The following is a 24,944-nucleotide window of genomic DNA, read 5'->3' on the forward strand; positions in this document are numbered from 1 at the left end:
CAGCGCATGAGCCAGCACAATGCGGGAAAGCGCGGCAAGCCAGTGAGGGGTCGATGAGCGATATCGAACGCGAGAGCATGGAATTCGACGTGGTGATCGTCGGCGCGGGTCCGGCCGGCCTCGCCGCGGCGATCCGCCTGAAGCAGGTCAATCCCGAGCTTTCCGTCGTCGTGCTGGAAAAGGGCGGCGAGGTCGGCGCCCACATCCTGTCGGGCGCCGTCGTCGATCCGATCGGCGTCGACCGCCTTCTGCCGGGCTGGCGCGAGGAGGAAGGGCACCCGTTCAAGACGCCGGTGACCGATGATCATTTCCTGGTCCTTGGCCCCGCCGGCTCGTTCCGCCTGCCCAACATCCTGATGCCGCCGCTGATGAACAATCACGGCAACTACATCGTCTCGCTCGGCAATGTCTGCCGGTGGCTGGCGACCAAGGCAGAGGCGCTGGGCGTCGAGATCTATCCGGGCTTTGCCGCCGCAAGCCTCGTCTACAACGATGCCGGCGCCGTCACCGGCGTCATCACCGGCGACATGGGCGTCGAGAAGGATGGTACGCAGGGTCCTGGTTACGCGCCCGGCATGGCGCTGATGGGCAAATATGTGCTGATCGGCGAGGGCGCGCGCGGCTCGCTCGCCAAGCAGTTGATCGCCAAATACAAGCTTTCCGATGGCCGCGAGCCGGCCAAGTTCGGCATCGGCCTGAAGGAACTCTGGCAGGTCAAGCCGGAGCACCACAAGCCTGGCCTCGTCCAGCATTCCTTCGGCTGGCCGCTCGACATGAAGACCGGCGGCGGCTCCTTCCTCTATCATCTGGAAGACAACCAGGTGGCCGTCGGCTTCGTCGTCCATCTCAACTACAAGAACCCCTGGCTCTCGCCCTTCGAGGAGTTCCAGCGCTTCAAGACGCATCCGGCGATCAAGGGCACTTTCGAGGGCGCCAAGCGGATCGGCTATGGCGCGCGCGCCATCACCGAAGGCGGCTGGCAGTCGGTGCCGAAGTTGTCCTTCCCGGGCGGCGTGCTGATGGGCTGCGCGGCCGGCTTCGTCAACGTGCCGCGCATCAAGGGCTCGCACAATGCGGTGCTGTCGGGAATGCTGGCGGCCGAACATGTCGCGCAAGCGATCGCCGACGGCCGCGCCAATGACGAGCTTGCGTCTTACGAGGCCGCGTGGCGCGCGACCGACATCGGCAAGGATTTGAAGAAGGTGCGCAACGTCAAGCCGCTGTGGTCGCGCTTCGGCACCATCATCGGCGTCGGCCTCGGCGGCCTCGACATGTGGCTGAACACGCTGTTCGGCTTCTCGCCCTTCGGCACGCTGAAGCACGGCAAGGCCGACTACGCGACGCTGGAGCCGGCCACCAAGCATCAGAAGATCGCCTATCCGAAGCCCGATGGCGTGCTGACCTTCGATCGGCTCTCCTCGGTGTTCCTGTCCAACACCAATCACGAGGAGAACGAGCCGGTCCACCTCATCGTCGGCGACGCGGCACTGCAGCAGCGCTCCGAGCACGATGTCTTTGCCGGACCCTCGACGCGCTACTGTCCGGCCGGCGTCTATGAGTGGGTCGACAAGGATGGCAATGCGGCTGCCGATCCTTCCGCCAAGGACGTGCGCTTCGTCATCAACGCGCAGAACTGCGTCCACTGCAAGACTTGCGACATCAAGGACCCCAACCAGAACATCAACTGGGTGCCGCCACAAGGCGGCGAAGGCCCGGTCTATCAGGGCATGTGAGAGCGGCGGCCCGACCGGGCCGTCTCGACCGTCGCCCAAACGAAGAGCCGGCGAAGGCCCGGTCTATCAGGGCATGTGAGAGCGGCGGCCCGACCGGGCCGTCTCGCCCGCCGCCCAAACGAAGAGCCGGCGAGGGGCCGGTTTGTCAGGGTATGTAACGGGCCTGTTGAAACCGCGGCGGGCTTGTGGTTCCCTTTCCTGAAAGTGGAGGGACGGCCATGCGCCTCGCGGTCCTGGCATGCCTTGCAGCGGTCGGCAGCCTGTGCGGCTTAACCCCGGCGGCATCGGCCGGCACCAAGCTGCTGGTCAAGACGCGGACATACGACATCGCGGGCACGACGGGTGCCGCCCTGGTCGAGGCAATGGACCGCAAGGGCCCCAAGCACGGCTTCATGACTCGCGCCATCGCGGACACTGCTTACACGGTGAATTGGGATCTCGCCATGAGCCGCACCGACGGGGTCTGCCACCTGCGGCAGGCCGACGGCGTGCTCGACCTCACCTACACCTATCCGCGTCTGGCGCAGCCGGCCAGTGCCGCGCTCGAACGCCGCTGGAAGCGGTTCTTCGCCGGCGTCCGTGCGCATGAGGAGACGCATGGCCGCATCGCCAGGCGCATGATGCAGGCCACCGCGAAGTCGGTCCGTGGGCTCAAGCGTGCCGACAACTGGTTCTGCACCGGCACCCGCCAGGAGGCAAGGCGCCGCATCAACGCCATCTATGCCGAATACGAGGCCAAGCAGAACGCTTTCGACGCCCGCGAGCATCGCGACGGCGGCCATGTCGAGCATCTGGTGGATGGTTTGACCAAGCCCTGAGCGGATGGGAACGTCGCGCTAACCACGCGTCTTGCCGAACCGAGCCATGGCTGCAAGTGCGGTCTCATGCTCGTCGTCGGGCTTCTTCTCTTCCGCCCGCAGCGAAAACTCCACCAGCACCGGAAGGTGATCGGAGCCAGTTTCCTCGAGCCGCGTCGCCGAGTGGATCGTCACCCCGCCCTTGCTGAACACCTGGTCGATCGGCAGGCCGGCGAAGCGCCGCAGGACATCGGGCAGCTTGATGTACATCCAGGTCGGTCCGGCCGACGGCATGACGGTGAGCTTGCCGAGCGCCGCGACACGCCGCACCGCCGCGCTCCACGGCACGGCGTTGCAGTCGCCGGCCATGATGGCCGTCTCGCCAAGCGAGGCGAGCTGCTCCGAGAGTTCACCGATCTGCCAGGACTGCTCGCGCGGCCATGGCCAGCTGAGATGGATCGCGGCGACATCGGCGCTGACACCGCCGAAGTCGACGCTCGCGATCGCCATCGCCCCGCGCCGCTCGCAATGCGGCTCGGTCCCGGCGGCGAATGGACGCCTGGAGAGCAGCGCCACGCCGAACACGCCGTTGGGATAGGGACAAAGGATCCGGTAGGGATAGGCGCTGGTGATGTAGCCGAGCTCGGTCGTCCACATCTCCGACACCTCGTCGAGGGTGATCACGTCGGGATTGGTCCGGCCGATCAGCGACAGCACCTTCTTCGGCGTCGGATTGTCGTAGCGCAGATTCATCTGCAGCAGGCTGTAGACGATCTGGTCGGCGGGCTTGGCGACCGCCTGCACTGGCCACAGCCTGGGCAGCGTGCTGAGCGTGGTGGCGAAGCTGGCGACGGCAAACAATAACGCCGCGGCCGCCTGCAGGCGAAACGACGAGGCAAGCAGCGGCAATGCCAGGAGCGCGACCAGCACGGCGAGATGGACGCGGAAATGCGAGAAGGAATCGAAGGCCGGATGCAGCGTGCCGAAAAACCCGGCCACCAGAGCGGCCGAGAACGCCATCATTGCCAGGAATGTCACCCCAGCCACCATGTTCGGGCGCGCGCCGCTTGTTCTCATCGAAGTCGTGGTCTGCTGAATACCGCCGGCGATCCGTCCGGCCTGCTTATCCGCGAAATTGCGGCGCGATCAAGACGACGCATTGCCTCGCCGAGGGTTTCAGGGCTGGCCGGCTATTGGAAGGCCGTCTCCGAAAAGCTCCTGAGCTTGCGCGAATGCAGCCGCTCCATCGGCATCCCGGCCAGCTTCTCCATCGCCTTGATGCCGATGGTCAGGTGCTGCGCCACTTGCCGCTTGTAGAACTCGGTCGCCATGCCCGGCAGCTTCAATTCGCCATGCAGCGGCTTGTCGGAAACGCAAAGCAGCGTCCCGTAGGGCACGCGGAAGCGGAAGCCGTTGGCGGCAATGGTCGCCGATTCCATGTCGAGCGCGATCGCGCGCGACTGCGACAGCCGCTGCACCGGCCCGCGCTGGTCGCGCAGCTCCCAGTTGCGGTTGTCGATGGTGGCGACGGTGCCGGTGCGCATGATGCGCTTGAGGTCGTAGCCCGAAAGCCCGGTGACCTCGGCGACCGCTTCCTGCAGCGCCACCTGTATCTCGGCCAGCGGCGGGATCGGCACCCAGACTGGCAGATCGTCGTCCAGCACATGGTCCTCGCGCACATAGGCATGCGCCAGCACATAGTCGCCCAGCGCCTGCGTGTTGCGCAGGCCCGCGCAATGGCCGAGCATCACCCAGGCATGCGGTCGCAGCACCGCGATATGGTCGGTGATCGTCTTGGCGTTGGACGGGCCGACGCCGATATTGACCATGGTGATACCGCCATGGTTCGGCTTCTTCAAATGATAGGCCGGCATTTGCGGCAGGCGCTGCGGCGGCGCGCCTTCGGAGGGCACGCTCGATCCGGCATGGGTGATGACATTGCCAGGCTCGATGAATTCGGCGTATCCGCCGCCGCCGCTCTCCATCAGCTCGCGGGCGCGGGCGACGAATTCGTCGATGTAGAACTGGTAGTTGGTGAACAGCACGAAATTCTGGAAATGCTGCGGGCTGGTCGCCGTGTAGTGCGTCATGCGGTGCAGCGAATAGTCGATGCGCTGCGCCGTGAACGGCGCCAGCGGCCGCGGCTCGCCGAAGGCAACTTCGAACGTGCCGTTGGCGATCTGGTCATCGGTGCCGTCGAGATCGGGCACGTCGAACAGGTCGCGGATCGGCCGCTTGATGCGCTCGGCGGCTGTGCCGTCGACATAGGTGCCCTCCAGGAAGGCGAAATGCAGCGGGATGGGCGTGGTCGATTCCGACACCGTCACCTGGACGCCGTGATTGCGCATGATCAGCCGAAGCTGCTCGACGAGATAGTTTTCGAACAGCATCGGCTGGGTGACCGTGGTCGAGAAATGGCCGGGCGTCGGCATGTGGCCGTAGGCCTGGCGCGAGTCGACCTGGCTGAACGACGTCGTGGTGACGCCGATCTCGGGATAGAAGGCCCGGTAGCGCTTGTTGTTGTCGCCGCCGGCGGCCAGTGCCGCGAAGGAATCGCGCAGGAACTTGGTGTTGCGGTCGTAGAGCACCTGAAGCGCGGCGACCGCTTTTCTGGCGTCGTTGAAACTCTGCCTGCCGAAAGGCTCAGGCATGACGACAGATTCGATGGCTTGGGGGTAGATTCGCTTTTCCATGGCTCAATATAGAGACTTGGAAGAGCGGTTGGGAGGGGGAGCCAAGCCGGAACACAGCGTGAGCGCCGATTTTGTTCGTCCAAGGTTCAAGGTGTGTTGAGATTCAGGTCAGGCCGCGCCGAGTTGCAGGCCGGCATCCCCTGAATATCGACGCACCTCACCCGCGCTGCAGGGCGACCAGCAGGACAAAGCCGACACCGGACTTCTTCGGCGACGGCGCTTCGATCGTCGCGCTTGTATCGGCGCGCATCATCGGCACCGCCAGCACCGGGGCGGCGAGCAGCACCAGGATGAGCGCCGCCCGCGGCAGGAGCCGAAGGGCCTTCAGGGCGCTGGTGGTGATGATGCGGTCCATGATCGTAGCTTCTCTTTTGAGGGTTTGTCGGTTCAGCGGTTGAAATGGTTCATGCAGTTCGGCCGGCAGGAATTGGCAGCGTCCCAGGCCCGGGCCGGGCGGCCTGTCTCGGCCACCAGGACGGCGAAAAGCATGCCAAACAGGCTCATCAGCAGGCAGACGATGGTGAAGCGGCGGGCGAGCATTGCGTTGGTCCTCTCCTTCAATGCCAAGGAGAATGCCCGAGCGCCGCTGAACCGGCTCTGATGCCGGCATTCATCTGCGGTTCAAGTTCGTTGACGGGTTTTGAGGCGGCGCATCGGCCGGGTAGAAAATGAAAACGGGGCCACGAGGGCCCCGTCGTCAGGTGATTGCGGCGAGGCGCAGATCAGAGCTTGTGCCAGGTCTGGCTCTTGCAGATCAGGCCGCCGAACACGCAGCCGCTCATCTTGAGCGACGTGCCCGAAAGCGTCGCCTTGCCGGCATAGGTCTTGTCTGTTTCCGGATCGGTTATGCTGCCGGCATATTTGTTGTCGCCGGCCGCCTTGAGCGAGCCGATCGTCTTGCCGGCGAACTTGCCGGTCTTCAGCGTGATGGCAAACGCGCCGCCGCCGCCGATCGCCGCCGTCTCGCCGGACTGCGTTTTCCAGTTGCCCTCGATCGGATCGGCAAAGGCCGCGCCGGCCATGATCAAGGTGGCCGCCACGGCCAGGCTCACTTTTCGAAACATGTCTGTCCTCCCTATAGGTTCCGGTGGGGCGCCGTCCCGCCTTCCTAACCCTTACGCAAACGTAAGCTAGTTCAGCTTCCGGCAAAACAAAAGCGGTGCCGCCGGGGAAGGTTGCAGGATTTTGCCGCCACCTTTCAACGCGAAATGAACGGACAGCTTCATTGCCATTGGTTCCCGTGGTTAGCGGAGTGTTGACCGGACCGTTCGAAGTTTTCGTCAAATTTGCCGCAAACAGGCTGAACTGCGGGCTTTGTATGCTTAACGAATTTCAGTGTTTACCTCTTGTTTTAGCTTTGTTTTCTTCAAATTAAGCACGCCATTTAACGACGGATTCAAGGCTCGGCTTCATCCTCGAAAGCATCGAAAGAGCAGCCCCCCGAGGGATACCAAGGGACAGAAGGAGGCAGCTCTCGGGAGCCAGACAGGGGATTGAAATGGCACGTTTTGAAATGCTTGAAGCCGGCTTCGGCGCCATAGGGGCAACTGCCCAGGCCGACATTCTTTTCGAACTGGGCATGATGTATGCGACCGGCCGCGATTGCGAGACCGACGTCGTCGCCGCCCACAAATGGTTCAACATCGCCGCCATCAAGGGTTCGGTGCGCGCCGCCGAATTGCGCTCGGAACTGTCGGCGGCGATGTCCAAGGCCGAGATCGCCAGGGCGCTGCGCGAAGCGCGCGAATGGATGACGATGCACTGACAGACAACAAGGGCGGAAACGCTTCGGGCCAAGGCCGCGCAAGACGGCCGGCACAGGGACAAGGCCGCACAATACGGCCGGACGAAAAGAAAGACAGGGAAGCGAGTGGGGTTTCGGGCGCGGGGGCGTTCGGGAAAGCTCGTTTGGCAAAAAGCCGCGACCGGCCGGAACAAGGCCGGCGCGGCTTTTGGCTTTCAAGCGGTCCGCGATACAATACAGGCCCAATCGAGTGCCGGCGATGCGCCAAGACATGCCAGGCGAAGGATGAAATGGTCCGGCCTCTCTAAAAGAAGCGCGGCCGGAGCGGCCGCGCGCGAGTGGAGGTGTTATATCACCATGAAAAAATTAGGTATTTTGAGCGCAGCCGCATTGGGCCTGATGATGAGCGCGCCGCTGGCATTTGCCGATGACATCACCATTTCGGTGGTCGGTCCGATGACCGGACAGCTCGCCACCATCGGCGACCAGTTCAAGCAGGGCGCGCAGGCCGCCGCCGACGCCATCAACGCCGCTGGCGGTGTCAACGGCAACCAGATCAAGCTCGACGTCCAGGACGACCAGTGCGATCCGAAGCAGGCGGTTTCCGTCGCCAACCGCATCGTCGCCGACGGCACCAGATTCGTCGATGGCCATGCCTGCTCGGGCTCCAGCATCCCGGCATCCGCCGTCTATGCCGAGGCCGGCACGCTGATGATGAGCCCGGCCTCCTCCAATCCGGAGCTGACCGATGCCGCGGCCAAGGCCGGCTGGCCGACGATCATGCGCCTCTATACGCGCGACGATGCGCAGGGCGCCTTCATCGGTCCGTGGATCGCCAAGAAATATGCCGGCAAGAATGTCGTCATCCTGCATGACAAGAGCGCCTACGGCCAGGGCGTGGCCGACGCCGTCAAGGCGACGATGAATGCCGGCGGCCTTAAGGAAGTGGATTACGAAGGCATCAATGCCGGCGAGAAGGACTATTCGGCCCTCGTCACCAAGTTGAAGGAGCTCAAGGCCGACGTCGTCTATTTCGGCGGCTACCACCCCGAGGGCGGCCTCATCCTGCGCCAGGCGGCCGAGCAGAACGTCAAGTTCCAGCTGATCATGCCGGACTCGATCGCCACTCCGGAATTCTGGCAGGTCGCCGGGCCGGCCGGCGAAGGCACGATGTTCGTCTTCCCGTCGGATCCGCAGGCCAAGCCTGAAGCCAAGGACGCCATCGCCAAGATCAAGGCCGGCGGCTTCGTGCCGGAAGGTTTCACGCTGTTCTCCTACGCCGTGGTCCAGGCCTTCGCCGAGGGCATCAAGCGCGCCGGCAGCGACGATCCGGCCAAGGTCGCCGAAGCGCTGAAGAACGGCCAGCCGATCAGCACCGTGGTCGGCGACGTCGTCTTCGACGAGAAGGGCGACCTGAAGAACGCCAGCTACGACATCAACCAGTGGCACGACGGCAAATACGCGCCGATCCAGCCTTGATCGTCGCTGCCTGACAGTCGGAAATGGCCGGATCTGCTCCGGCCATTTTCATTTTGGACAGTCAGGTCTGCGGTTCCTCGAAGCGCACCAGCACGGTGCCGTCGCTGACCTGCGCGCCTTCTGCCACGATCTCGGCGATCACCCCGTCATGCGGGGCGGCGATCGTATGTTCCATCTTCATCGCCTCGAGGATCAGCAGCGGCTGGCCCTTGACGACAGCATCGCCCGGCCCCGCGCGCACCAGCTTGACCAGGCCGGGCATCGGCGCGCGCAGGCTCCCGGATGCGGCGGCGGCTTCGTCGGCCTTCGCCAGCGGGTCGGGAACCGCGAAATTGTAGCCGGCCGCGCCTTCGAACACGGTGACGTGGCCTGGCCAGCGGGCGAGGCGAGGCGTGGTCCTCAGGTCGTGGGAATTGACCTCTTCGTACGGCGCCTCCAGCGCCACCTGGAAGCGGCCGTCCGGCCGCATCGAGATGCGCGCCAGTATGGCTTCTTCGCCGTAGCGCAGCCGGGTGCGTCTCTCCACCGTGTGGAAATGCGCATAGCCGGCGAGCGCCGACCAGGGGTCGCTGGTCGGCTCTTGCGCGCCGGCGCCCGATGCCGCGAGCGCCGCGGCGGCAATGATCTCGCCATTCGGCGGGGCGATCGCCACCAGTTCGTCCTGATGCCGGCCGATCAGCCCGGTGTCGACGTCGCCGGCCGCGAAATCGGCATCGGCGGCGAGCGCGGCGAGAAAGGCGGTGTTGACCGTCGAGCCGGCCACTTCGGTCTCAGCCAGCGCCTTGCGCAGCGCCGCAAGCGCGGCGGCCCGGTCCTTGCCGTGCACCACCAGCTTGGCGATCATCGGATCGTAGAAGGGCGAGATCGCATCGCCGGCGCGCACGCCCGTCTCGATGCGCATGGCTGCATGCGCCGGCGCCGCATCCGGGAATTTCAGATGATGCAGCGTGCCCGTCGCCGGCAGGAATCCCCTGGTGGCGTCCTCGGCATAGATACGCGCCTCGAAGGCGTGGCCGGCAAGCTGGATCTCGGCTTGCGCGCTCGGCAGCTTCTCGCCGGACGCGACCCGTAGCTGCCATTCGACCAGATCGATGCCGGTGACCATTTCGGTGACGGGGTGCTCGACCTGCAGGCGGGTGTTCATCTCCATGAACCAGAAGCGGTCGGCCTTCAGCCCCTGCGAGGCGTCGACGATGAACTCGATCGTGCCGGCGCCTGAATAGCTGATGGCCTTGGCAGCCTTCACCGCGGCCTCGGTCATCGCCTTGCGCAGCGCCGGCGTCATGCCGGGAGCGGGCGCTTCCTCGATCACCTTCTGGTGGCGGCGCTGCGCCGAGCAATCGCGCTCGAAAAGATGCACGGCATTGCCGAAATTGTCGCCGAACACCTGCACTTCGATATGGCGCGGCTTGTCGACATATTTTTCCACCAGCACGCGATCGTCGCCGAAGGCCGCTTTGGCCTCGCGCCGGGCGCCGGACAGCGCCTCTGAGAAATCGTCCGGGTGGTCGACGCGCCGCATGCCCTTGCCGCCGCCGCCGGCGCGCGCCTTGATCAGCACCGGATAGCCGATCTCGCGCGCCTTGGAGGCGAGGAGCACGATCTCCTGCGCCTCGCCGTGATAGCCGGGCACCACAGGAACGCCCGCCGTCTCCATCAGGCGCTTGGCCGCGTCCTTCAATCCCATGGCGCGGATCGAGGCCGCCGACGGGCCGATGAAGACCAGCCCTGCCGCCGTCACCTGGTCGACGAAATCCGGGTTCTCCGACAGGAAGCCGTAGCCCGGATGGATCGCCTCCGCGCCTGTGGCAAGCGCCGCCGCGACTATTCTATCGCCGCGCAAATAGCTTTCTCCGACAGGCGAGGGGCCGATGTGGACTGCCTCGTCGGCCATCTCGACATGCCAGGCCCTCGCATCCGCATCGGAATAGACGGCGACGGTGCGCACGCCCAACCTTCGTGCCGTGCGAATCACGCGGCAGGCGATCTCGCCGCGATTGGCGATCAGGATCTTGCCGAACATGGAGCCTCCCGGTTTTGCCTCGGTCGGCGCCAGTCGGGCGAGCGTCGGCCTATTTCGACGCCGCGATTTCGCAGCCGCCGCTCGCGGTCCTGACTTTCCACTTCTTCAGGCCCGCCTGGCAGGATCGTAGCGCCCGCTCTTCCGCGGCCGTTTGCGACGGCGCGTTCAGCCCCGAGCCGCAGATGATGTAGAGGTCGACGACGCGCGAATAGAAGGTCGTTGCATAGGCCGAATGGCCGCCGGCCGCCACATAGTCGTGGTAGGTTTTGATGCACTCGTCCTTCGGATTCCCAGGTAAATACGGAGAGAACCGCTTGTCGCCCACCTTGCCGGCAAGCGACTCCGCCGCGCCCGCGCCGGGCAAGGCGAATATAAGCAATCCCGCAAGTATCGAAGCAGCTATACGCCGAAAATAGTTCAGTTTCATTTTCACCCCATGCCCACCGCAAATTGCGGGGTGAGCAGTAGCGTGTATTCTCCGAGGCGACCAGCCCGGTATCGAAAAATCCTATTTGAGTTCGCAAATTATTTGATTGGTCCATGAAGTTCAGACTCCACCGACCGCAGCAACGGCCTCTCGGTATAGTTCCGCCGTTTGCTCGTCGAAGCAACAGAAGATGACGGTTTCCGGTATCGCGTTCTGGCTGAGGAAATCGCTCACGCTGCCGACAGCAACCCCCGTCGCCTTGTCCTTCGGGTAGCCGTAGATGCCGGTTGAGATCGCCGGAAAGCCAATCGTGCGGCAATCATGGGCGCTGGCGATCTCGAGCGAGCGCCGGTAGCAGGAGGCGAGCAGCTCGGCCTCGCCCTTGCCGCCGCCCTGCCAGACCGGCCCGACGGTGTGAATGACGTAGCGCGCCGGCAGCCGGTAGCCCTTGGTCAGCTTTGCATCGCCGGTCTCGCAGCCGTTGAGCGTGCGGCACTCCGCCAGGAGTTCAGGCCCCGCCGCGCGATGGATGGCGCCGTCGACCCCGCCACCGCCGAGCAGCGACGAATTGGCGGCGTTGACGATGGCATCGACCGCGAGCCTGGTGATGTCACCGGTATTGATGCGGAGCCTGTCGCCAGGAGCGCTCATCTCACATCCTGAACACGCCGAAGCGCGTCTCCTCGATGTCGGCATTGAGCGCGGCCGACAGGCTGAGCGCCAGGACCTCGCGCGTCCTCGCCGGGTCGATGATGCCGTCGTCCCACAGCCTCGCCGAGGAATAGAGCGGATGACCCTCATGCTCGTATTTCATCAGGATGGGCTTCCTGAATTTCGCTTCCTCTTCGGCGCTCCACTCGCCGCCCTTGCGCTCGATACCCTCGCGCTTGACCATGGCAAGCACCGTCGCCGCCTGCTCGCCGCCCATCACCGAAATGCGCGCATTCGGCCACATCCACAGGAAACGAGGTGAGTAGGCCCGCCCGCACATGCCGTAATTGCCGGCGCCGAACGAACCTCCGATGATCATCGTCACCTTCGGCACCCTGGCGGTGGCGACCGCCATCACCAGCTTGGCGCCGTCCTTGGCGATGCCGCCGACCTCGTATTTCCTGCCGACCATGAAGCCGGTGATGTTCTGCAGGAAGACCAGCGGAATGCCGCGCTGGCAGCAGAGCTCGATGAAATGCGCGCCCTTCAGCGCGCTCTCCGAAAACAACACGCCATTGTTGGCGATGATACCGACCGGCATGCCGTGCAGATGGGCAAAGCCGGTAACCAAGGTGGTGCCATAATTCTGCTTGAACTCGTCGAACTCCGAGCCGTCGACGGTGCGCGCGATCACCTCGCGCACGTCATAGGGCTGGCGCAGGTCCGTCGGCACGATGCCGTAGAGCTCATGCGGATCGTGAAGCGGCGGAATCGGTTTCTGTAAGTTCAGGCTTACCGCCTTGTTCCGATTGAGGTTCTTCACAATGCGCCGGCAAATGGCCAGCGCGTGTTCGTCGTCCATTGCGTAGTGGTCGGCGACGCCGGAAAGCCTTGTGTGGACATCGGCGCCGCCGAGCTCCTCGGCGCTGACATCCTCGCCTGTCGCCGCCTTCACCAGCGGCGGGCCGCCGAGGAAGATGGTCGCCTGGTTGCGCACCATGATCGTCTCGTCCGACATTGCCGGCACATAGGCGCCGCCCGCAGTGCAGGAGCCCATGACGCAGGCGATCTGCGGGATGCCTGCCGCCGACATGTTGGCCTGGTTGTAGAAGATGCGGCCGAAATGCTCGCGGTCGGGAAACACCTCGTCCTGGTTGGGCAGATTGGCGCCGCCGCTATCGACCAGATAAACGCAAGGCAGGTTGTTCTGCAGCGCGATCTCCTGCGCGCGCAGGTGCTTCTTCACCGTCAGCGGATAGTAGGTGCCACCCTTCACCGTGGCGTCGTTGACGACGACCATCACCTCCGTGCCCTCGACGCGGCCGATGCCGGCGATGAGACCGGCGGCCGGAATGTCCTCGCCATACATCGACCATGCCGCGAACTGGCCGATCTCGAGGAAGGGCGAGCCGATGTCGAGCAACTGCGCCAGGCGCTGGCGCGGCAACAGCTTGCCGCGCCCGAGATGGCGCTCGCGCGCCTCGTCCGAGCCGCCGCGCTCGATGCTTGCAGCCTTCTCGGAAATGTCGGCGACCAGCGCCCGCATGCGCTCGGCATTGGCGCGGAAGGTGTCGGAGACGGGGGAGATCTGGGATTGCAATGTGGCCACGTTGTTCCTCACACCTCTTGATGCCGCGACGGAACCAGTGTAACAGCCCGCGCCCGGATGCCGCGCGCCAAGCATGGCATCCTTCTTAGTAGTGACACCCTCAGGAGGCGACGATGAAAGGCATGGATATGCGTTTCACCAGATGTCTCCCTTCGGCCATGGCCTGACGCCGCCGAAGGGCGGCTTTCCACGTCCCGAATTTGAGCAAGAGGAACACGGCGCCCGCAAGCGCTGTGGGTGTCACAATGTATTTGCGGTTTGTAACGCCGCTGATCCATCCGAAGAGCCGGGTGGAGACCGGCTTTTTCCATGCGTCCTGGTATCTGTACCGGAACGGCTGCCCGGACTGGATCCATGACGAACTGAAGGATCAGTTCGGCTGGTTCAATCGGCATTTGCCCATTCCTGGCAGGGTTGGCCGGCATTTCAAACGCCGGAATTCGATCTGGGGCGTCTGCTGGTTTCATCCGGACGCCAGGGAGGCGATCAGCCGCGCGCGTTATTGCGCCTGGCTGATCGAGGAGGGCGGCTTGCCGGTGCGGTCGATAACGTCGGCGCGCCAGCGCGAGATTCTGTGGTGCGATGCGCATCAGATCGTCGCCAAGCCGACCGACGACCTGCCCAAGGCCTTCGGCTGAGATGGCGGAGGGGACCATCACACCCCCTCCGCCATGATCTCGCGCCCGATCAGCCAGCGGCGGATTTCGCTGGTGCCGGCGCCGATCTCGTAGAGCTTGGCGTCGCGCAGGAGCCTGCCGGTCGGATAGTCGTTGATGTAGCCATTGCCGCCGAGCAGCTGGATCGCATCGAGGGCCATCTGCGTTGCCTTCTCGGCGGCGAACAAAACGCAGCCGGCGGCGTCCTTGCGCGTGGTCTCGCCGCGGTCGCAGGCCGCGGCCACCGCATAGACATAGGCGCGCGCGGCGTTCATCGTCGCGTACATGTCGGCGAGCTTGCCCTGCACCAGCTGGAAGGTGCCGATCGGCTGACCGAACTGCTTGCGTTCGTGCACATAAGGCACCGCCACGTCGAGGCAGGCCGCCATCAGCCCGATCGGCCCGCCGGCCAGCACCGCGCGCTCGTAGTCGAGGCCCGACATCAGAACCTCAACGCCGCGTCCTTCCTCATGCAGCACGTTCTCGAACGGCACCTCGACATTCTCGAACACCAACTCGCCGGTGTTGGAGCCGCGCATGCCGAGCTTGTCGAGCTTCTGCGCCACCGAGAAACCGGCGAAATCCTTTTCGATGATGAAGGCGGTGATGCCGCGCGAATGGCGATCCGGATCGGTCTTGGCATATACCACCAGCGTCTCTGCGTCGGGCCCGTTGGTGATCCACATCTTGGAGCCGTTGAGCACATAGCGATCGTTGCGCTTTTCGGCGCGCAGCCGGAGCGACACCACGTCCGATCCGGCACCCGATTCCGACATCGCCAGCGCGCCGACCTTCTCGCCCGAGCAGAGGGCAGGGAGGTATTTCTCCTTCTGATCAGGCGTTGCCCAGCGGTTGATCTGGTTGACGCAGAGATTGGAATGCGCCCCATAGGACAAGCCGACCGAGGCCGAGGCGCGCGAAATCTCCTCCACCGCCACGACATGGGCGAGATAGCCCATGCCAGTGCCGCCGAAATCCGGATCGGCGGTGATGCCGAGCAGGCCGAGCGCACCGAGCTCCACCCACAGATGCGCTGGAAATTCGTTGGCACGGTCGATCTCGGCCGCGATCGGCGCAATCTTGTCCTGCGCGAAGCGCCGCACAAGGTCGCGCAGCGCCTCGATGTCCGGATCGAGCCCGAAGCTCAGCGTGTTCGTGTACATGCCGTTCCTCCCTGCGCATGCCCCGATCCTCGCGGGGGATCATGCGTGAAACTCAGAGCGCCACGACGTCCCTGGCGCGCCCGGAGGGACGCGCGGTGCCTTGGCTGATTGTCGCGCCGACCAGGCGCATTGTCATCGAAAGATATGACGTGGTGACTTCGCCGATCGACAGCCGCTCGCCCGGCCGGAACCAGACAATGACGCCGGTCATCATCTGGATCAGCGCCATGGCGGTGAGCCCGATGTCGTCGATCGCAAAGACGCCATTCTCCGCGCCGTCGCGCAGGATGGCACGCAGTTCCTTCTCGTAGGCGGTGCGCTGCTTCAGAATCAGCGTCAGCCTGTCATGCGAAAGGCTGCGCAGCTCCATGTTCGAGACATGCGTGGCGGAGCGGCGCGCGATATGGAAGGCGATGTGGTTTTCGACATAGGCGGCGAGCCGCGCGACCGGATCGGCGCCAGCCGGGCGCGCCGCATCCCATGCCTTGAGCAGTCCTTCCATGTGCTCGCGCATCAGCGTGAACAGCAGGTCTTCCTTGGTCGGGAAGTAGCGGTAGAGCGCGGCGGCCTGCACGCCGACTTCCGCCGCCAGCAGTCGCATCGACATCGCCTCGTAGCCGAGGCGCGCGATCAGGCCGACCGCCGCTTCGCGGACGGCAGCCTCGGTCTTTTCGCCATCGGAACCCGTCGTGCGCGCCATTCCGCTTCCCTTTTTGCGTCAATAATAAAACGAACGTTCAATTAATTCAAGGGAGAAGGAAAGGGCGCCTCGAACAGTGCGGTAAAAGGCAGGATCGACCGCAACAGCGGCGAGGTCGATCGGGCCGGAGCCGCAGTCGCCGCGGAAGGCGCGGCTCGCCTGGTCGGTCAAAGGCTTCAGCAGGTAGGAGAGAACCGTGCGCTCGCCTGTCCTCAGAAAAACCTCGGCCGGCATGCCGGGTTTCAGCTCGAGCTGTCCGGCTTGTTTCAGACTGCTCTGTGTCAGCGCGATACGCACGGCGTAATAGGCCACGCCAGCCTTCTGGTCTTCGATAAGGTCGGGCGAAATCCGGTCCACCTGGCCCTCGACCTCCGGCGTGGTCTGCTGGCTGAACGCCGAGAGGCGAAGCGCGGCCGGCTGCCCGACGCGGACCTGGTCGATGTCCTGCGGAGCGACACGCGCCTCGACCACCAGGGCGTCGGCGGTCGGCACGATCTGCATGATCGCCTCGCCGGGCGCGATGACCCCGCCGATCGTGTGTACCGCCAATTGGTGCACGCGCCCCGACTGCGGCGCGCGGATGTCGATCTGCTTCAGCGCTAAAGGAAACAAATCAGAACATACACACATATGTCGTGCGCCGCATTGTTGGGCAGTCCTCGTGAGGATGTCGAGCCTGGGTTCGAGGCCGCTGCCGAGCTTGCTGCAGCATTCGGTCAGGTGACGATTCGGAAGTCGCCTGGCGCGTCGTCGCCGGCGCTTTCCGCGATCTCGACCTTCGCGACCGAGGCCCCGCGCGGCCCTTGCCAAAGCCGCTCGATCATGGCCGTGACCGCGCCATCGGCGCCGGCGATCAGCGCCGTCACCGAGCCGTCGCGTTCGTTGCGCACCCAGCCGGTCAGGCCGAGACGCATCGCCTCGCCGCGCGTCCAGACACGATAGCTGACGCCCTGCACCTTGCCGGAAATGCGTGCCCGCACGGCGCGCTGCCTGCCCTGCATCCTACCAACCTTCCGCCTTCGCCTTGCAGAATCTGGGCATGTGGCCGGCCAAAGGCAACCCGGTATCGACGCGGTCGAGCCGCCGAGCGGCTGCTGCTAGTTACCCCGGGCGGCCGCGAGCGCGCCCGGCAATTCTTCGGCGAAGATGTCGAGCTCGTGGTCGAGGCCAACGCTGACCCTTATGCAGCGGTCTAGCCCGGGCGCCATCGGCTTGCGGATGAACACGTCGCGCGACAGGAGGCCCTGCAGCACCTTCAGGGCGAAGGCGCCGTCGCTGCCGCAGTCGATGGTGACGAAGTTGGTCGCCGAAGGCAGCGGCTTCAGCCCGTTCGCCTCGGCGATTGCGGCGATGCGCCGGCGGCCGGCGGCGACGCGCGTCACCACGCTTTCCAGAAAGGCCTGGTCGGCCAGAGCCTCGACGCCGGCGATCTGCGCCATGCGGCTGACGCCGTAATGGTTGCGGATCTTCTCGAAATCACGGATCACCTGGGGCTCGGCGACCGCGTAACCGCAGCGTATGCCGGCCAGCCCATAGGCCTTGGAGAAGGTGCGCATGCGGACGACGTTGGGCCGGGACACGTCGATCGGCGGCAGCGCCGAGGCAGGCCCGAGCTCGCCATAGGCTTCGTCCAGCACCAGCATGGTGGTTTCCGGCAGCGCCTCGATGAAGCGGATGATCTCGGCGGCCTCCCACCAGCTGCCCATCGGATTGTCGGGATTGGAGAGATAGACCAGCGGCGCCTTTTCGCGGACCACCGCCGCGAGCAGATCGTCCAGGCTTTCCCGGTCGTTCTCGTAGGGCACCGCGACCAGCCTTCCGCCGACGCCGGCGACATGGAAGTTGAAGGTCGGATAGGCGCCGAGCGAGGTCACCACCGCGTCGCCAGGCGCCACATACATGCGCGCCACCAGGCTGAGCAGCCCGTCTATGCCTTCGCCGACAACCACATTCTCGGCGCCGACGCCGAGATGGGCGGCCGCGGCCTGCTTGAGGTCGAAATTGTCGGGGTCGCAATACATCCACTGGTCGCGCGCGACGCTTTCCATGCGGGCGATGACGCGCGGAGAGGGCCCGAAGCTGCTCTCATTGGCGCCGATACGGGCGCGGAACGGACGGCCGCGGTCACGCTCCTGCGCCTCCGGGCCGACAAACGGCACCGTCGAGGGAAGCGCGGCGATAAGCGGCGTAAGGGGAGGGCGCAGGCGCATGGCAAGAGGCTCGTCGAGAAAAGGGGCCTTCTTGCTAGCGTGGACGGGTAGGCCGCGCAAGTTGCCGGCAGGGGGAAATGGCGGCGCTAGCTTGTGGATGAGGGGAGCAGCACGCCTCTGGCTGGAAATGTCCAGTGCTCAGCTCCCACCGCGAGTTCCTTCTCTAGTCTAATGCTGGATTTCGCAGGTCGATTTTGCTAGCGAGGCAAGATGAATAATCGGCTGCCTCCCGCCTGGTCCAAGCATCTCAAGGGCCTGTCCACGCCACCGGCCAAACAGCCGCAGCCAAAGCCGCCGCAGGCAAGGCCGTTGCAGCCAACGCCGTCGCGTGCGCAGGCCGACGACCTGATGCTGCGACAGGCGCTCGAACTGCAAAAGGCTGAGCGGCTGGCGGAGGCCGAGGAGCTCTGTCATCGCGTCCTGGCGCGCACGCGCAACCATCCGCTTGCGCTGTACATTCTCGGCACGCTCGGGCTTGGCGTCGATGATGAGTTGGCCATCAAGTTTTTGGCGCGTGCAGCGGCACGGGAACCGAGGAACCCTTATTATCGGCTTAGTCTTGGAGAAGCCTATCTGAAAGTTAATGATCACCCGTTGGCGATTCAGCACTTGCAGCGCGCCTGTGAACTGAAACCGGATCTGGTTGAGGCGCTTTGCCGGCTGGGCGAGGCATACGGCAGGTTTGACAAGGCTGAAATGGCTTTGCCTCTCTATGAAAAAGCGCTGAAGATCGATCGCAATCATCCGCTCGCCGGTTTGGGCCTTGCGAGTGCACTCATAGGCCTCGGACGGATGGACGAGGCAACAACCTATTTGAACGAAGCCATTGCCGGGCGCGTGAATGTGTCTGCAGGCTACATTGCCTTTGCAAACACTCGAAAATTTTCTGCCGAGACTCCCGAACTCGGCCAAATCCTGAATGAACTCGGCGACAGCGCGATTTCCTCGGGTGAGTCGAGTCTGCTTCACCTGGCGGCGGGGAAGATCCTGAACGACCTGGGGCGTTATGACCAGGCGATGGATCATTTCTTGAAGGGCAAGGCGCTCAAGGCCCGTGAGTTCGACATTGATTTCTATCGCAAGCGGGTTGATTCGCTCATCGGCGTGTTCGATGCGCAGCTGTTGGCAGACAAAGCAGCTTATGGAAATCCGTCCGAGGTGCCCGTCTTCATCTTGGGTATGCCGCGCTCGGGTACAACTTTGACTGAGCAAATCTGCTCGAGCCACCCGGAAGTTCACGGGGCCGGAGAGCTTACGAAACTGGGGCGAATGGCGGCCTCTATCGGCTTAAGTCTCAGGTCGGGGGAGTCTTTCGGCCAGTGGGTAAGGTCGATGACGATCCCGCAATCTCAAGCGCTGGCAGAAGAATATCTGTCCTACCTGCGTCATTATTCGGCAAACGCTCCGTACATTGTCGACAAGCTGCCCCACAATTTCGAGCTGGTCGGGCTGATTGCGATTCTGTTTCCAAATGCTCGGATTATTCACTGCAGGCGTGACGCAATCGACAATTGTCTTTCTTGCTTCTTTTCAAACCTTCAGGAAGGCCATAATTTCAGTTGCGATCTGGAAACCCTGGGTCTGTACTACCGCGAGTATGATCGCCTTATGCGCCATTGGAACACGGTTCTGCCCGGGCGAATTTTTGAGAACGGCTATGAAGATCTCATTTCGGATCAGGAGAGGCAATCGCGCCGTCTTATAGACCATCTTGGCCTGCCTTGGAATGATGCCTGCCTTCGCTTTTTCGACAAGGCGGGCTCGGTCAGGACAATCAGTCGCTGGCAAGTTCGCCAGCCGATCTACAAGTCGTCAGTCAAGCACTGGAAGAACTATGAAGGCAGAATCCAGCCATTGATTGAAGCCTTGGGAGATCTGGCTGAACTTTAAGAAACATTCGCGGTCAACGCGCAGCCACCATGACCTCCTGGAGCGGAGCGAATGCGAAGCGGGCGCCGCGGTTCAGAACCTGGTGCCCCGCCGTCGAGTTTCACCCTCTCTGGCCTGCCAACCACCTCACCCGGCAAGGGCGAGATCGGTAGCCGTCTGCCTCGGCACGCCTTCTTCGAAGCCGAAGACTGGCAAAGGCACTTCGCGACATCCAATCTAACCTTGCGGGGCCTTGCGGGGAACATGGCCGGCAAGAGGCGCGGGCGCTGTCCTCTGGCGCCGCGAACCCAGTTCCGCGGTGGCACTTAGAGGCCACCCTCGGATTCCGCGCGCGCTTCGCTCCTCGCGGATAGCACGACCTTGATAGTCGGATCTCCTAATTCAAAAAACCCGGCGGTTGCCCGCCGGGTTCTAATTTCAGTCAGGCCGTGCCTGTTAGAACGAGCGCTGGAAGCGGAGGAGACCGCCAACGTAAGGGGAGGGCGCAGGCGCATGGCAGAGCCTCGTTAAGAAAAAGGGCCTTCTTGCCAGCGTGCCGGATTGACCGGTGCAAGCTGCGCGACGGGACGGGGCGCGGTTCCAGAAAGAGTCTGGCGCGCTGTCGCCCGAAGACGAAAAAACCCGGCGGTTGCCCGCCGGGTTCGATTTCGGTCAGACGCTGCTGATTAGAACGAGCGCTGGAAGCGGAGCATACCGCCGATGGCGTCTTCTTGCCGGGCATCGGTCCAATCGGAGACGGTATCCTCGCCAACGTTGATGTAGTCGACCTCGGCCGTGACGGTGAAGCCGGGAACGACGTCGTAGGCGATATTCGCCGCAACGCCGAAGTTCTTGCCTTCGTCATAGGAGAGCTGAGCGTTGAACGAGGTCTTCTCGTTGAACTTGTAGGTGCCGCCGCCCCACACAGCCCAGTTGCCGCTCCACTGCTTGTAGAAGCCGCGGCCGCCAGCGTCGATCGCATTGCCGGCGTCATCGTTGAGGTTGTCGTCGGTGCCGTAGCCGCCCATGACCCACAGCGAGATCGCGTCGGTGGCGTTGACGTCCAAGCGGACCTTGCCGGCCACTTCCTCGTAGTTGCTGTCATAGGAGACGACGCCGGCGATGGCGCCCCAGCCCTGCGTGTACTTCAGACCGCCGACGACATGCGGAACGTAGCTGTCGATCGTGCCGACGACGCCCGAGCCTTCTTCGAGCGAGAGGACGGCGGAGAAGCCGTTGCCAGCGTCGAAGTAGTACTGGATGACGTTGGTGTCGAAACCGCCGTACGGAACCAGCGTATCGTTGATGACGTTGCCGGCGTAGCCGATGAACGTGTTGAAGGCCGATTCGTCCTTACCGACGCGCAGGCCACCGAGCTGGATCCAGGCGAAGTTCAGCGAGATGCCTTTGCCGCCGGCGGGATTGCTATCGGTTTCATCGATGGTCGTGGTGGCCGGATCATCAGGGGTGGCGTGCCGATTGTTGTTGCCGAAGTTGAAGCGGGTCTCGGTGTAGGTCTTCAAGGTGCCGAGCTCGGTTTCCTGGCCGGTCCAGGTCTTCAGCGTGAAGCGGGCATTCTTGTACCAGGTATCCTGCACGTCACCATCCTGGTGGTCGACGGACTCAGCGCCTGTGAACGCGCCGACGTCGCCGAAGCCGATGTCGTAGCGGACATAGCCGCCGATGCGCAGGCAGGTTTCGGTGCCGGGGATGTAGAAGTAGCCCGAGCCGTACACGTCGCAGATCTTGACGTATTCAGCCGGTTCCGGCTCGGCGACGACGACGGCGTCGGCGGCGCGCGCACCGGAAACTGCGATCAGGGCCGCAGCTGAGCCGAGAAGAAGGCTCTTGATGTTCATTTTCTGACCTCCAGTCAAAAGTTAAAAAACGGGTCTGGGTATTCTTTGCTGAAGGACAGCGTTCCCTGCCCCATCCCCACTAACCGAAAAAGATGCGCACCGCGCCGCTCCTTCAAATTCGACATTACCCATGAGGCGGCGGGGTTCAACCACGATCGTGCCGACGGACGGGCTGTCCGGACGCTATCCCCGAGCGTTGTTGCACAAATGACACGATTTGGCCTCACTCAGAAAGCTCTCGTTAACTATCGAGGCGCTCGCACCCCTTGCAAACGGCCCGAATCCGGCGCCGTGCAGACCGAATTGCGCGCACATGCCCGAGTCGCCAGCCAGGGAATTGCCGCAGAATCGCCGCATGGCGAGGCGGCATCACTGCCAGGAACCGATTTTTCCGCGATAATGACGCCGGCTTGTTGATTGTGCCGAAGCTTTTCTTTATCCAGCGGCGCAACGGAGAGGTGGCCGAGTGGTCGAAGGCGCTCCCCTGCTAAGGGAGTAGAGGTCAAAAGCTTCTCGTGGGTTCGAATCCCATCCTCTCCGCCACCCTGCTTCGCGCCATGCGGCTGCGCAGGACGAGCTCCGCGAATCCCTCATAAGAGCAGAATCGACGACGCCCGTTGCGATTCACCTTCGCCTGTCATGACTACGACGACAGCGGAGTCGACCTTCTGCGGCTGATACAGAATCTCGTAAAGTCCTTTGAAAGCATAGCAATATCAATGCGTTAACTTCGCAATTCTTGCGCCCGGTTCCGCCAGTTCGTTCGATTCTGACTGGAGGTCAGAAAATGAACATCAAGAGCCTTCTTCTCGGCTCAGCTGCGGCCCTGATCGCAGTTTCCGGTGCGCGCGCCGCCGACGCCGTTGTCGTCGCCGAGCCGGAACCGGCTGAATACGTCAAGATCTGCGACGTGTACGGCTCGGGCTACTTCTACATCCCCGGTACCGAAACCTGCCTGCGCATCGGCGGCTTTGTCCGTTACGACATCGGCGTGGGTGATCGCGAAGGTGTGCAGAATGTTCCGGATCACCTGGATCCGACCGATCGCAACGACACCTACTACAAGAATGCCCGCTTCACGCTGAAGACCTGGACCAACCAGGAAACCGAGCTCGGCACCTTGAAGACCTTCACCGAGACCCGCTTCAACTTCGGCAACGGCTCGGGCGACTATGATGACCAGGCGGCCCCGTTCCCCGCCGGCTACGATCCGGCCGGCTGGCAGGCGCACAACAAGACGCCCTCGCTGAACTTCGCCTGGATCCAGCTCGGTGGCCTGCGCGTCGGTAAGGACGAATCGGCCTTCAACACGTTCAACGGGTATGCCGGCAACGTCATCGACGATACCCTCGTCCCCTACGGCTCGTTCGACACCAACGTCGTCCAGTACTACTTCGACGCCGGCAACGGCTTCTCGGCCGTGGTCTCGCTCGAAGAGGGCGCTGGCGCCGACACGATCGACAGCTACGTTCCGCATGTCGTCGGCGGCGTGAAGTACACGCAGGGCTGGGGTTCCATCAGCGGCGTCGTTGGTTACGACAGCAACTACGAATCCTGGGCTGGCAAGGCTCGCTTGGACGTCACCGTCAACGACGCAATCTCGGCGTTCGTGATGGCCGGCTACGGAAGCGACTCCGACTTTACCGATCCGAACACCGGCCACAGCTTCTTCAAGCTTTGGGACGGCAGCTGGGCGGTCTGGGGCGGCGCCAGCTACAAGTTCAACGAGAAGGCCTCGTTCAACGTGCAGGCGTCGTATGACGATGGCAAGACCTTCGGTCTCGCTGCCAACGTCGCTTACGATGTGGTTCCCGGCTTCACTGTCACGGCCGAAGTTGACTACTTCAACAAGGCCGACAGCGACTGGCACGGCAGCAGCGACGGCGTCGGCGGTATCCTCCGCTTCCAGCGCTCGTTCTAAGGGCTGGTTGTCCACAGGTAAAATCCAGCCCGGGCGCTTCAACGCCCGGGCTGTTTTGTTTTCGTGACGGGCAGGGTGAACAGAAGGAAGAGGGGGGTTCGATAGCTGAACGGAAGTCTGCGGAACGGTTTCGTGGGACCCGCCCTCTGGCGGGTGAAATCGGATTTGTCAGACTTAACTCTTGAAAGGACGCTTCCAAGCGGATAGGTGTCGCCTTTCCACTCGGGGGTGTGGTCAAAAAAATGACGAACGAAGCGATTCAAGAGGGGGTGCCCTCTGACCATTTCGCGATCTTTTCTTCTCAAACTGCAAAAATAAAATACAGCTATAACAAGATAAGAGAAGTAAAGTCGTACCGGGTCGGAGAGCTGTTTTCAGCATATCGGGATATACTCTGGGATGATGGGCGACATAAATACAATGTCAGCTCTTTCATCGGCGAAATCGATGAGATTCTCCTCGGGGAGCGTTTCAGCGCTTTTGACCAAAGCACCCTGGACAACCTTATCGGAACCCTGCGCCAGCGCGGCAACAGCAACGCAACCATCAATCGCAAGATGGCTGCTCTCAGCAAACTGCTGCGCAAGGCTCACAAGATGGGGGATATTCACAGCCTGCCCGAGTTCCGCCGCCAGAAGGAGCGGGCGGGACGGATTCGTTTCCTCGAAAAGGACGAAGAGGCGAGGCTGTTCGCCGCAATCAGGAGCCGCAGCGAGGACGCTTACCGGCTCTCCGTCTTCCTTGTCGATACCGGCTGCCGCTTGGGCGAGGCGCTCGGCCTGATCTGGAACGACATCCAGGAGCACCGCGTCTCCTTCTGGATCACCAAGTCCGGCCGCAGCCGTACCATTCCGATGACCGCCCGCGTCAAGGAAGTGATCAAGCTGCCGGTCACCGAGGGACGCCGTCCCAAGGGCCCCTTCACCAGATTCAGCCAGGCGCAATTCCGCGCCATCTGGAACGAGGCGAAGGCCGAGGTCGGCCTTGCCGCCGACGAGCAAGTGGTGCCGCATATTTTGCGCCACACCTGCGCCTCTCGACTCGTCCAGGGCGGCATCGACATCAGGCGCGTGCAGATGTGGCTCGGCCACCAGACGCTGTCGATGACCATGCGCTACGCGCATCTCGCCACCAACGACCTCGACGGCTGCGTCTTCGTGCTGGAAACGCCGCGCTGCGACGGGGCGACGAAGGGCGCGGAAAACTCCATGTTTTCCTCGCCCGTGACCACGCCCACATCCTCAAAGCCGGCGCGCAAGCCGAAGAGCGAAGCGGCCGCCGTGAAGGTCTCCAGGAAAAGCTTCAGGGCCAACTAGCTTGAGTCCTTCTCCCCGTTCACGGGGAGAAGGTGCCGAAGGCGGATGAGGGCGGCGCCGATGGTCAGAATCGGTCGCCGCCATTTTCCGGAAG

22 protein-coding genes, 1 tRNA gene and 1 pseudogene are annotated in these 24,944 nt (G+C 63.4%); 9 read left to right on the forward strand and 15 right to left on the reverse strand.

From position 1 onward, the window contains the following. The first annotated feature begins 53 nt into the window (after positions 1 to 53). Positions 54 to 1,733, forward strand: coding sequence for an electron transfer flavoprotein-ubiquinone oxidoreductase (locus EN738_RS06680; protein WP_127283011.1), 1,680 nt, complete (start codon positions 54 to 56; stop codon positions 1,731 to 1,733). A gap of 218 nt (positions 1,734 to 1,951) precedes the next feature. Continuing rightward, a complete protein-coding gene (locus EN738_RS06685; RefSeq protein WP_127283012.1) occupies positions 1,952 to 2,551 on the forward strand; it encodes a DUF922 domain-containing protein in 600 nt (199 codons plus the stop codon). 18 nt (positions 2,552 to 2,569) lie between these two features. Here the strand turns inward: EN738_RS06685 and EN738_RS06690 are convergent, their stop codons facing one another. The 5 genes from EN738_RS06690 to EN738_RS06705 all read right to left on the reverse strand — a co-directional run bounded on the left by EN738_RS06690 (position 2,570) and on the right by EN738_RS06705 (position 6,287). Next, on the reverse strand, positions 2,570 to 3,607 hold the full coding sequence (locus EN738_RS06690; protein ID WP_245478441.1) for an endonuclease/exonuclease/phosphatase family protein: 1,038 nt from the start codon (positions 3,605 to 3,607) through the stop codon (positions 2,570 to 2,572). A gap of 113 nt (positions 3,608 to 3,720) precedes the next feature. After that, positions 3,721 to 5,181 (reverse strand): AMP nucleosidase, encoded by a 1,461-nt coding sequence (locus EN738_RS06695; protein ID WP_245493415.1) that lies wholly within the window; start codon positions 5,179 to 5,181, stop codon positions 3,721 to 3,723. A gap of 199 nt (positions 5,182 to 5,380) precedes the next feature. Beyond that, entirely contained in the window at positions 5,381 to 5,578 is a 198-nt protein-coding gene (locus tag EN738_RS06700; protein WP_127283014.1) for a hypothetical protein, read from the reverse strand. 32 nt (positions 5,579 to 5,610) lie between these two features. Beyond that, positions 5,611 to 5,763, reverse strand: a complete 153-nt coding sequence (locus tag EN738_RS35355) for a hypothetical protein (protein ID WP_187331195.1) — start codon at positions 5,761 to 5,763, stop codon at positions 5,611 to 5,613. Between the two features lie 182 nt (positions 5,764 to 5,945). Beyond that, entirely contained in the window at positions 5,946 to 6,287 is a 342-nt protein-coding gene (locus tag EN738_RS06705; RefSeq protein ID WP_127283015.1) for a DUF2147 domain-containing protein, read from the reverse strand. Positions 6,288 to 6,721: 434 nt separating this feature from the next. On the opposite strand from EN738_RS06705, the gene EN738_RS06710 reads away from it, so the two are divergent. Continuing rightward, a complete protein-coding gene (locus tag EN738_RS06710) occupies positions 6,722 to 6,988 on the forward strand; it encodes a sel1 repeat family protein (protein WP_127283016.1) in 267 nt (88 codons plus the stop codon). Between the two features lie 336 nt (positions 6,989 to 7,324). Then, positions 7,325 to 8,446: an ABC transporter substrate-binding protein gene (locus EN738_RS06715; protein WP_127283017.1), complete on the forward strand. Its 1,122-nt coding sequence runs from the start codon at positions 7,325 to 7,327 to the stop codon at positions 8,444 to 8,446. A gap of 61 nt (positions 8,447 to 8,507) precedes the next feature. Here the strand turns inward: EN738_RS06715 and EN738_RS06720 are convergent, their stop codons facing one another. The 4 genes from EN738_RS06720 to EN738_RS06735 all read right to left on the reverse strand — a co-directional run bounded on the left by EN738_RS06720 (position 8,508) and on the right by EN738_RS06735 (position 13,156). After that, positions 8,508 to 10,469 carry an acetyl/propionyl/methylcrotonyl-CoA carboxylase subunit alpha gene (locus EN738_RS06720; protein WP_127283018.1) on the reverse strand — a complete coding sequence of 654 codons (1,962 nt, stop codon included), beginning with the start codon at positions 10,467 to 10,469 and terminating at the stop codon, positions 8,508 to 8,510. Between the two features lie 49 nt (positions 10,470 to 10,518). After that, complete coding sequence (locus EN738_RS06725; RefSeq protein WP_127283019.1) at positions 10,519 to 10,896, reverse strand: hypothetical protein; 378 nt, start codon at positions 10,894 to 10,896, stop codon at positions 10,519 to 10,521. 120 nt (positions 10,897 to 11,016) lie between these two features. Beyond that, complete coding sequence (locus EN738_RS06730; protein WP_127283020.1) at positions 11,017 to 11,547, reverse strand: O-acetyl-ADP-ribose deacetylase; 531 nt, start codon at positions 11,545 to 11,547, stop codon at positions 11,017 to 11,019. A gap of 1 nt (position 11,548) precedes the next feature. Then, entirely contained in the window at positions 11,549 to 13,156 is a 1,608-nt protein-coding gene (locus tag EN738_RS06735; protein ID WP_127283021.1) for a carboxyl transferase domain-containing protein, read from the reverse strand. A 245-nt stretch (positions 13,157 to 13,401) separates the two neighbouring features. On the opposite strand from EN738_RS06735, the gene EN738_RS06740 reads away from it, so the two are divergent. Then, positions 13,402 to 13,794 (forward strand): hypothetical protein, encoded by a 393-nt coding sequence (locus EN738_RS06740; RefSeq protein ID WP_127283022.1) that lies wholly within the window; start codon positions 13,402 to 13,404, stop codon positions 13,792 to 13,794. Positions 13,795 to 13,811: 17 nt separating this feature from the next. On the opposite strand, the gene EN738_RS06745 is transcribed toward EN738_RS06740, so the two are convergent. The 5 genes and pseudogenes from EN738_RS06745 to EN738_RS06765 all read right to left on the reverse strand — a co-directional run bounded on the left by EN738_RS06745 (position 13,812) and on the right by EN738_RS06765 (position 17,885). Then, a complete protein-coding gene (locus EN738_RS06745; RefSeq protein ID WP_127283023.1) occupies positions 13,812 to 14,975 on the reverse strand; it encodes an isovaleryl-CoA dehydrogenase in 1,164 nt (387 codons plus the stop codon). Positions 14,976 to 15,027: 52 nt separating this feature from the next. After that, entirely contained in the window at positions 15,028 to 15,675 is a 648-nt protein-coding gene (locus EN738_RS06750; protein WP_127283024.1) for a TetR/AcrR family transcriptional regulator, read from the reverse strand. 141 nt (positions 15,676 to 15,816) lie between these two features. Next, a pseudogene (locus EN738_RS06755) lies at positions 15,817 to 16,272 on the reverse strand (HlyD family efflux transporter periplasmic adaptor subunit); the annotation flags it as partial. Positions 16,273 to 16,391: 119 nt separating this feature from the next. After that, complete coding sequence (locus EN738_RS06760) at positions 16,392 to 16,676, reverse strand: acylphosphatase (RefSeq protein WP_127283025.1); 285 nt, start codon at positions 16,674 to 16,676, stop codon at positions 16,392 to 16,394. A 96-nt stretch (positions 16,677 to 16,772) separates the two neighbouring features. After that, positions 16,773 to 17,885, reverse strand: a complete 1,113-nt coding sequence (locus EN738_RS06765) for a pyridoxal phosphate-dependent aminotransferase (protein ID WP_127283026.1) — start codon at positions 17,883 to 17,885, stop codon at positions 16,773 to 16,775. Positions 17,886 to 18,095: 210 nt separating this feature from the next. Here EN738_RS06765 and EN738_RS06770 point away from each other — a divergent pair, with 210 nt between their 5' ends. Beyond that, positions 18,096 to 19,775 carry a sulfotransferase gene (locus EN738_RS06770; protein WP_127283027.1) on the forward strand — a complete coding sequence of 560 codons (1,680 nt, stop codon included), beginning with the start codon at positions 18,096 to 18,098 and terminating at the stop codon, positions 19,773 to 19,775. A gap of 665 nt (positions 19,776 to 20,440) precedes the next feature. On the opposite strand, the gene EN738_RS06775 is transcribed toward EN738_RS06770, so the two are convergent. After that, entirely contained in the window at positions 20,441 to 21,613 is a 1,173-nt protein-coding gene (locus EN738_RS06775) for a porin (RefSeq protein ID WP_127283028.1), read from the reverse strand. 452 nt (positions 21,614 to 22,065) lie between these two features. Between EN738_RS06775 and EN738_RS06780 the strand changes: the two genes are divergently transcribed. The 3 genes from EN738_RS06780 to EN738_RS06790 all read left to right on the forward strand — a co-directional run bounded on the left by EN738_RS06780 (position 22,066) and on the right by EN738_RS06790 (position 24,850). Then, positions 22,066 to 22,156, forward strand: a tRNA-Ser gene (locus EN738_RS06780). Positions 22,157 to 22,400: 244 nt separating this feature from the next. Then, complete coding sequence (locus EN738_RS06785) at positions 22,401 to 23,534, forward strand: porin (protein ID WP_127283029.1); 1,134 nt, start codon at positions 22,401 to 22,403, stop codon at positions 23,532 to 23,534. Between the two features lie 242 nt (positions 23,535 to 23,776). Then, the gene (locus EN738_RS06790) at positions 23,777 to 24,850 is read left to right on the forward strand and encodes a site-specific integrase (RefSeq protein ID WP_127283030.1); all 1,074 of its coding nucleotides are present in this window, start codon (positions 23,777 to 23,779) and stop codon (positions 24,848 to 24,850) included. Positions 24,851 to 24,944: the final 94 nt, after the last annotated feature.

It is taken from the genome of Mesorhizobium sp. M4B.F.Ca.ET.017.02.2.1, assembly GCF_003998955.1.
Lineage (GTDB): Bacteria > Pseudomonadota > Alphaproteobacteria > Rhizobiales > Rhizobiaceae > Mesorhizobium > Mesorhizobium abyssinicae.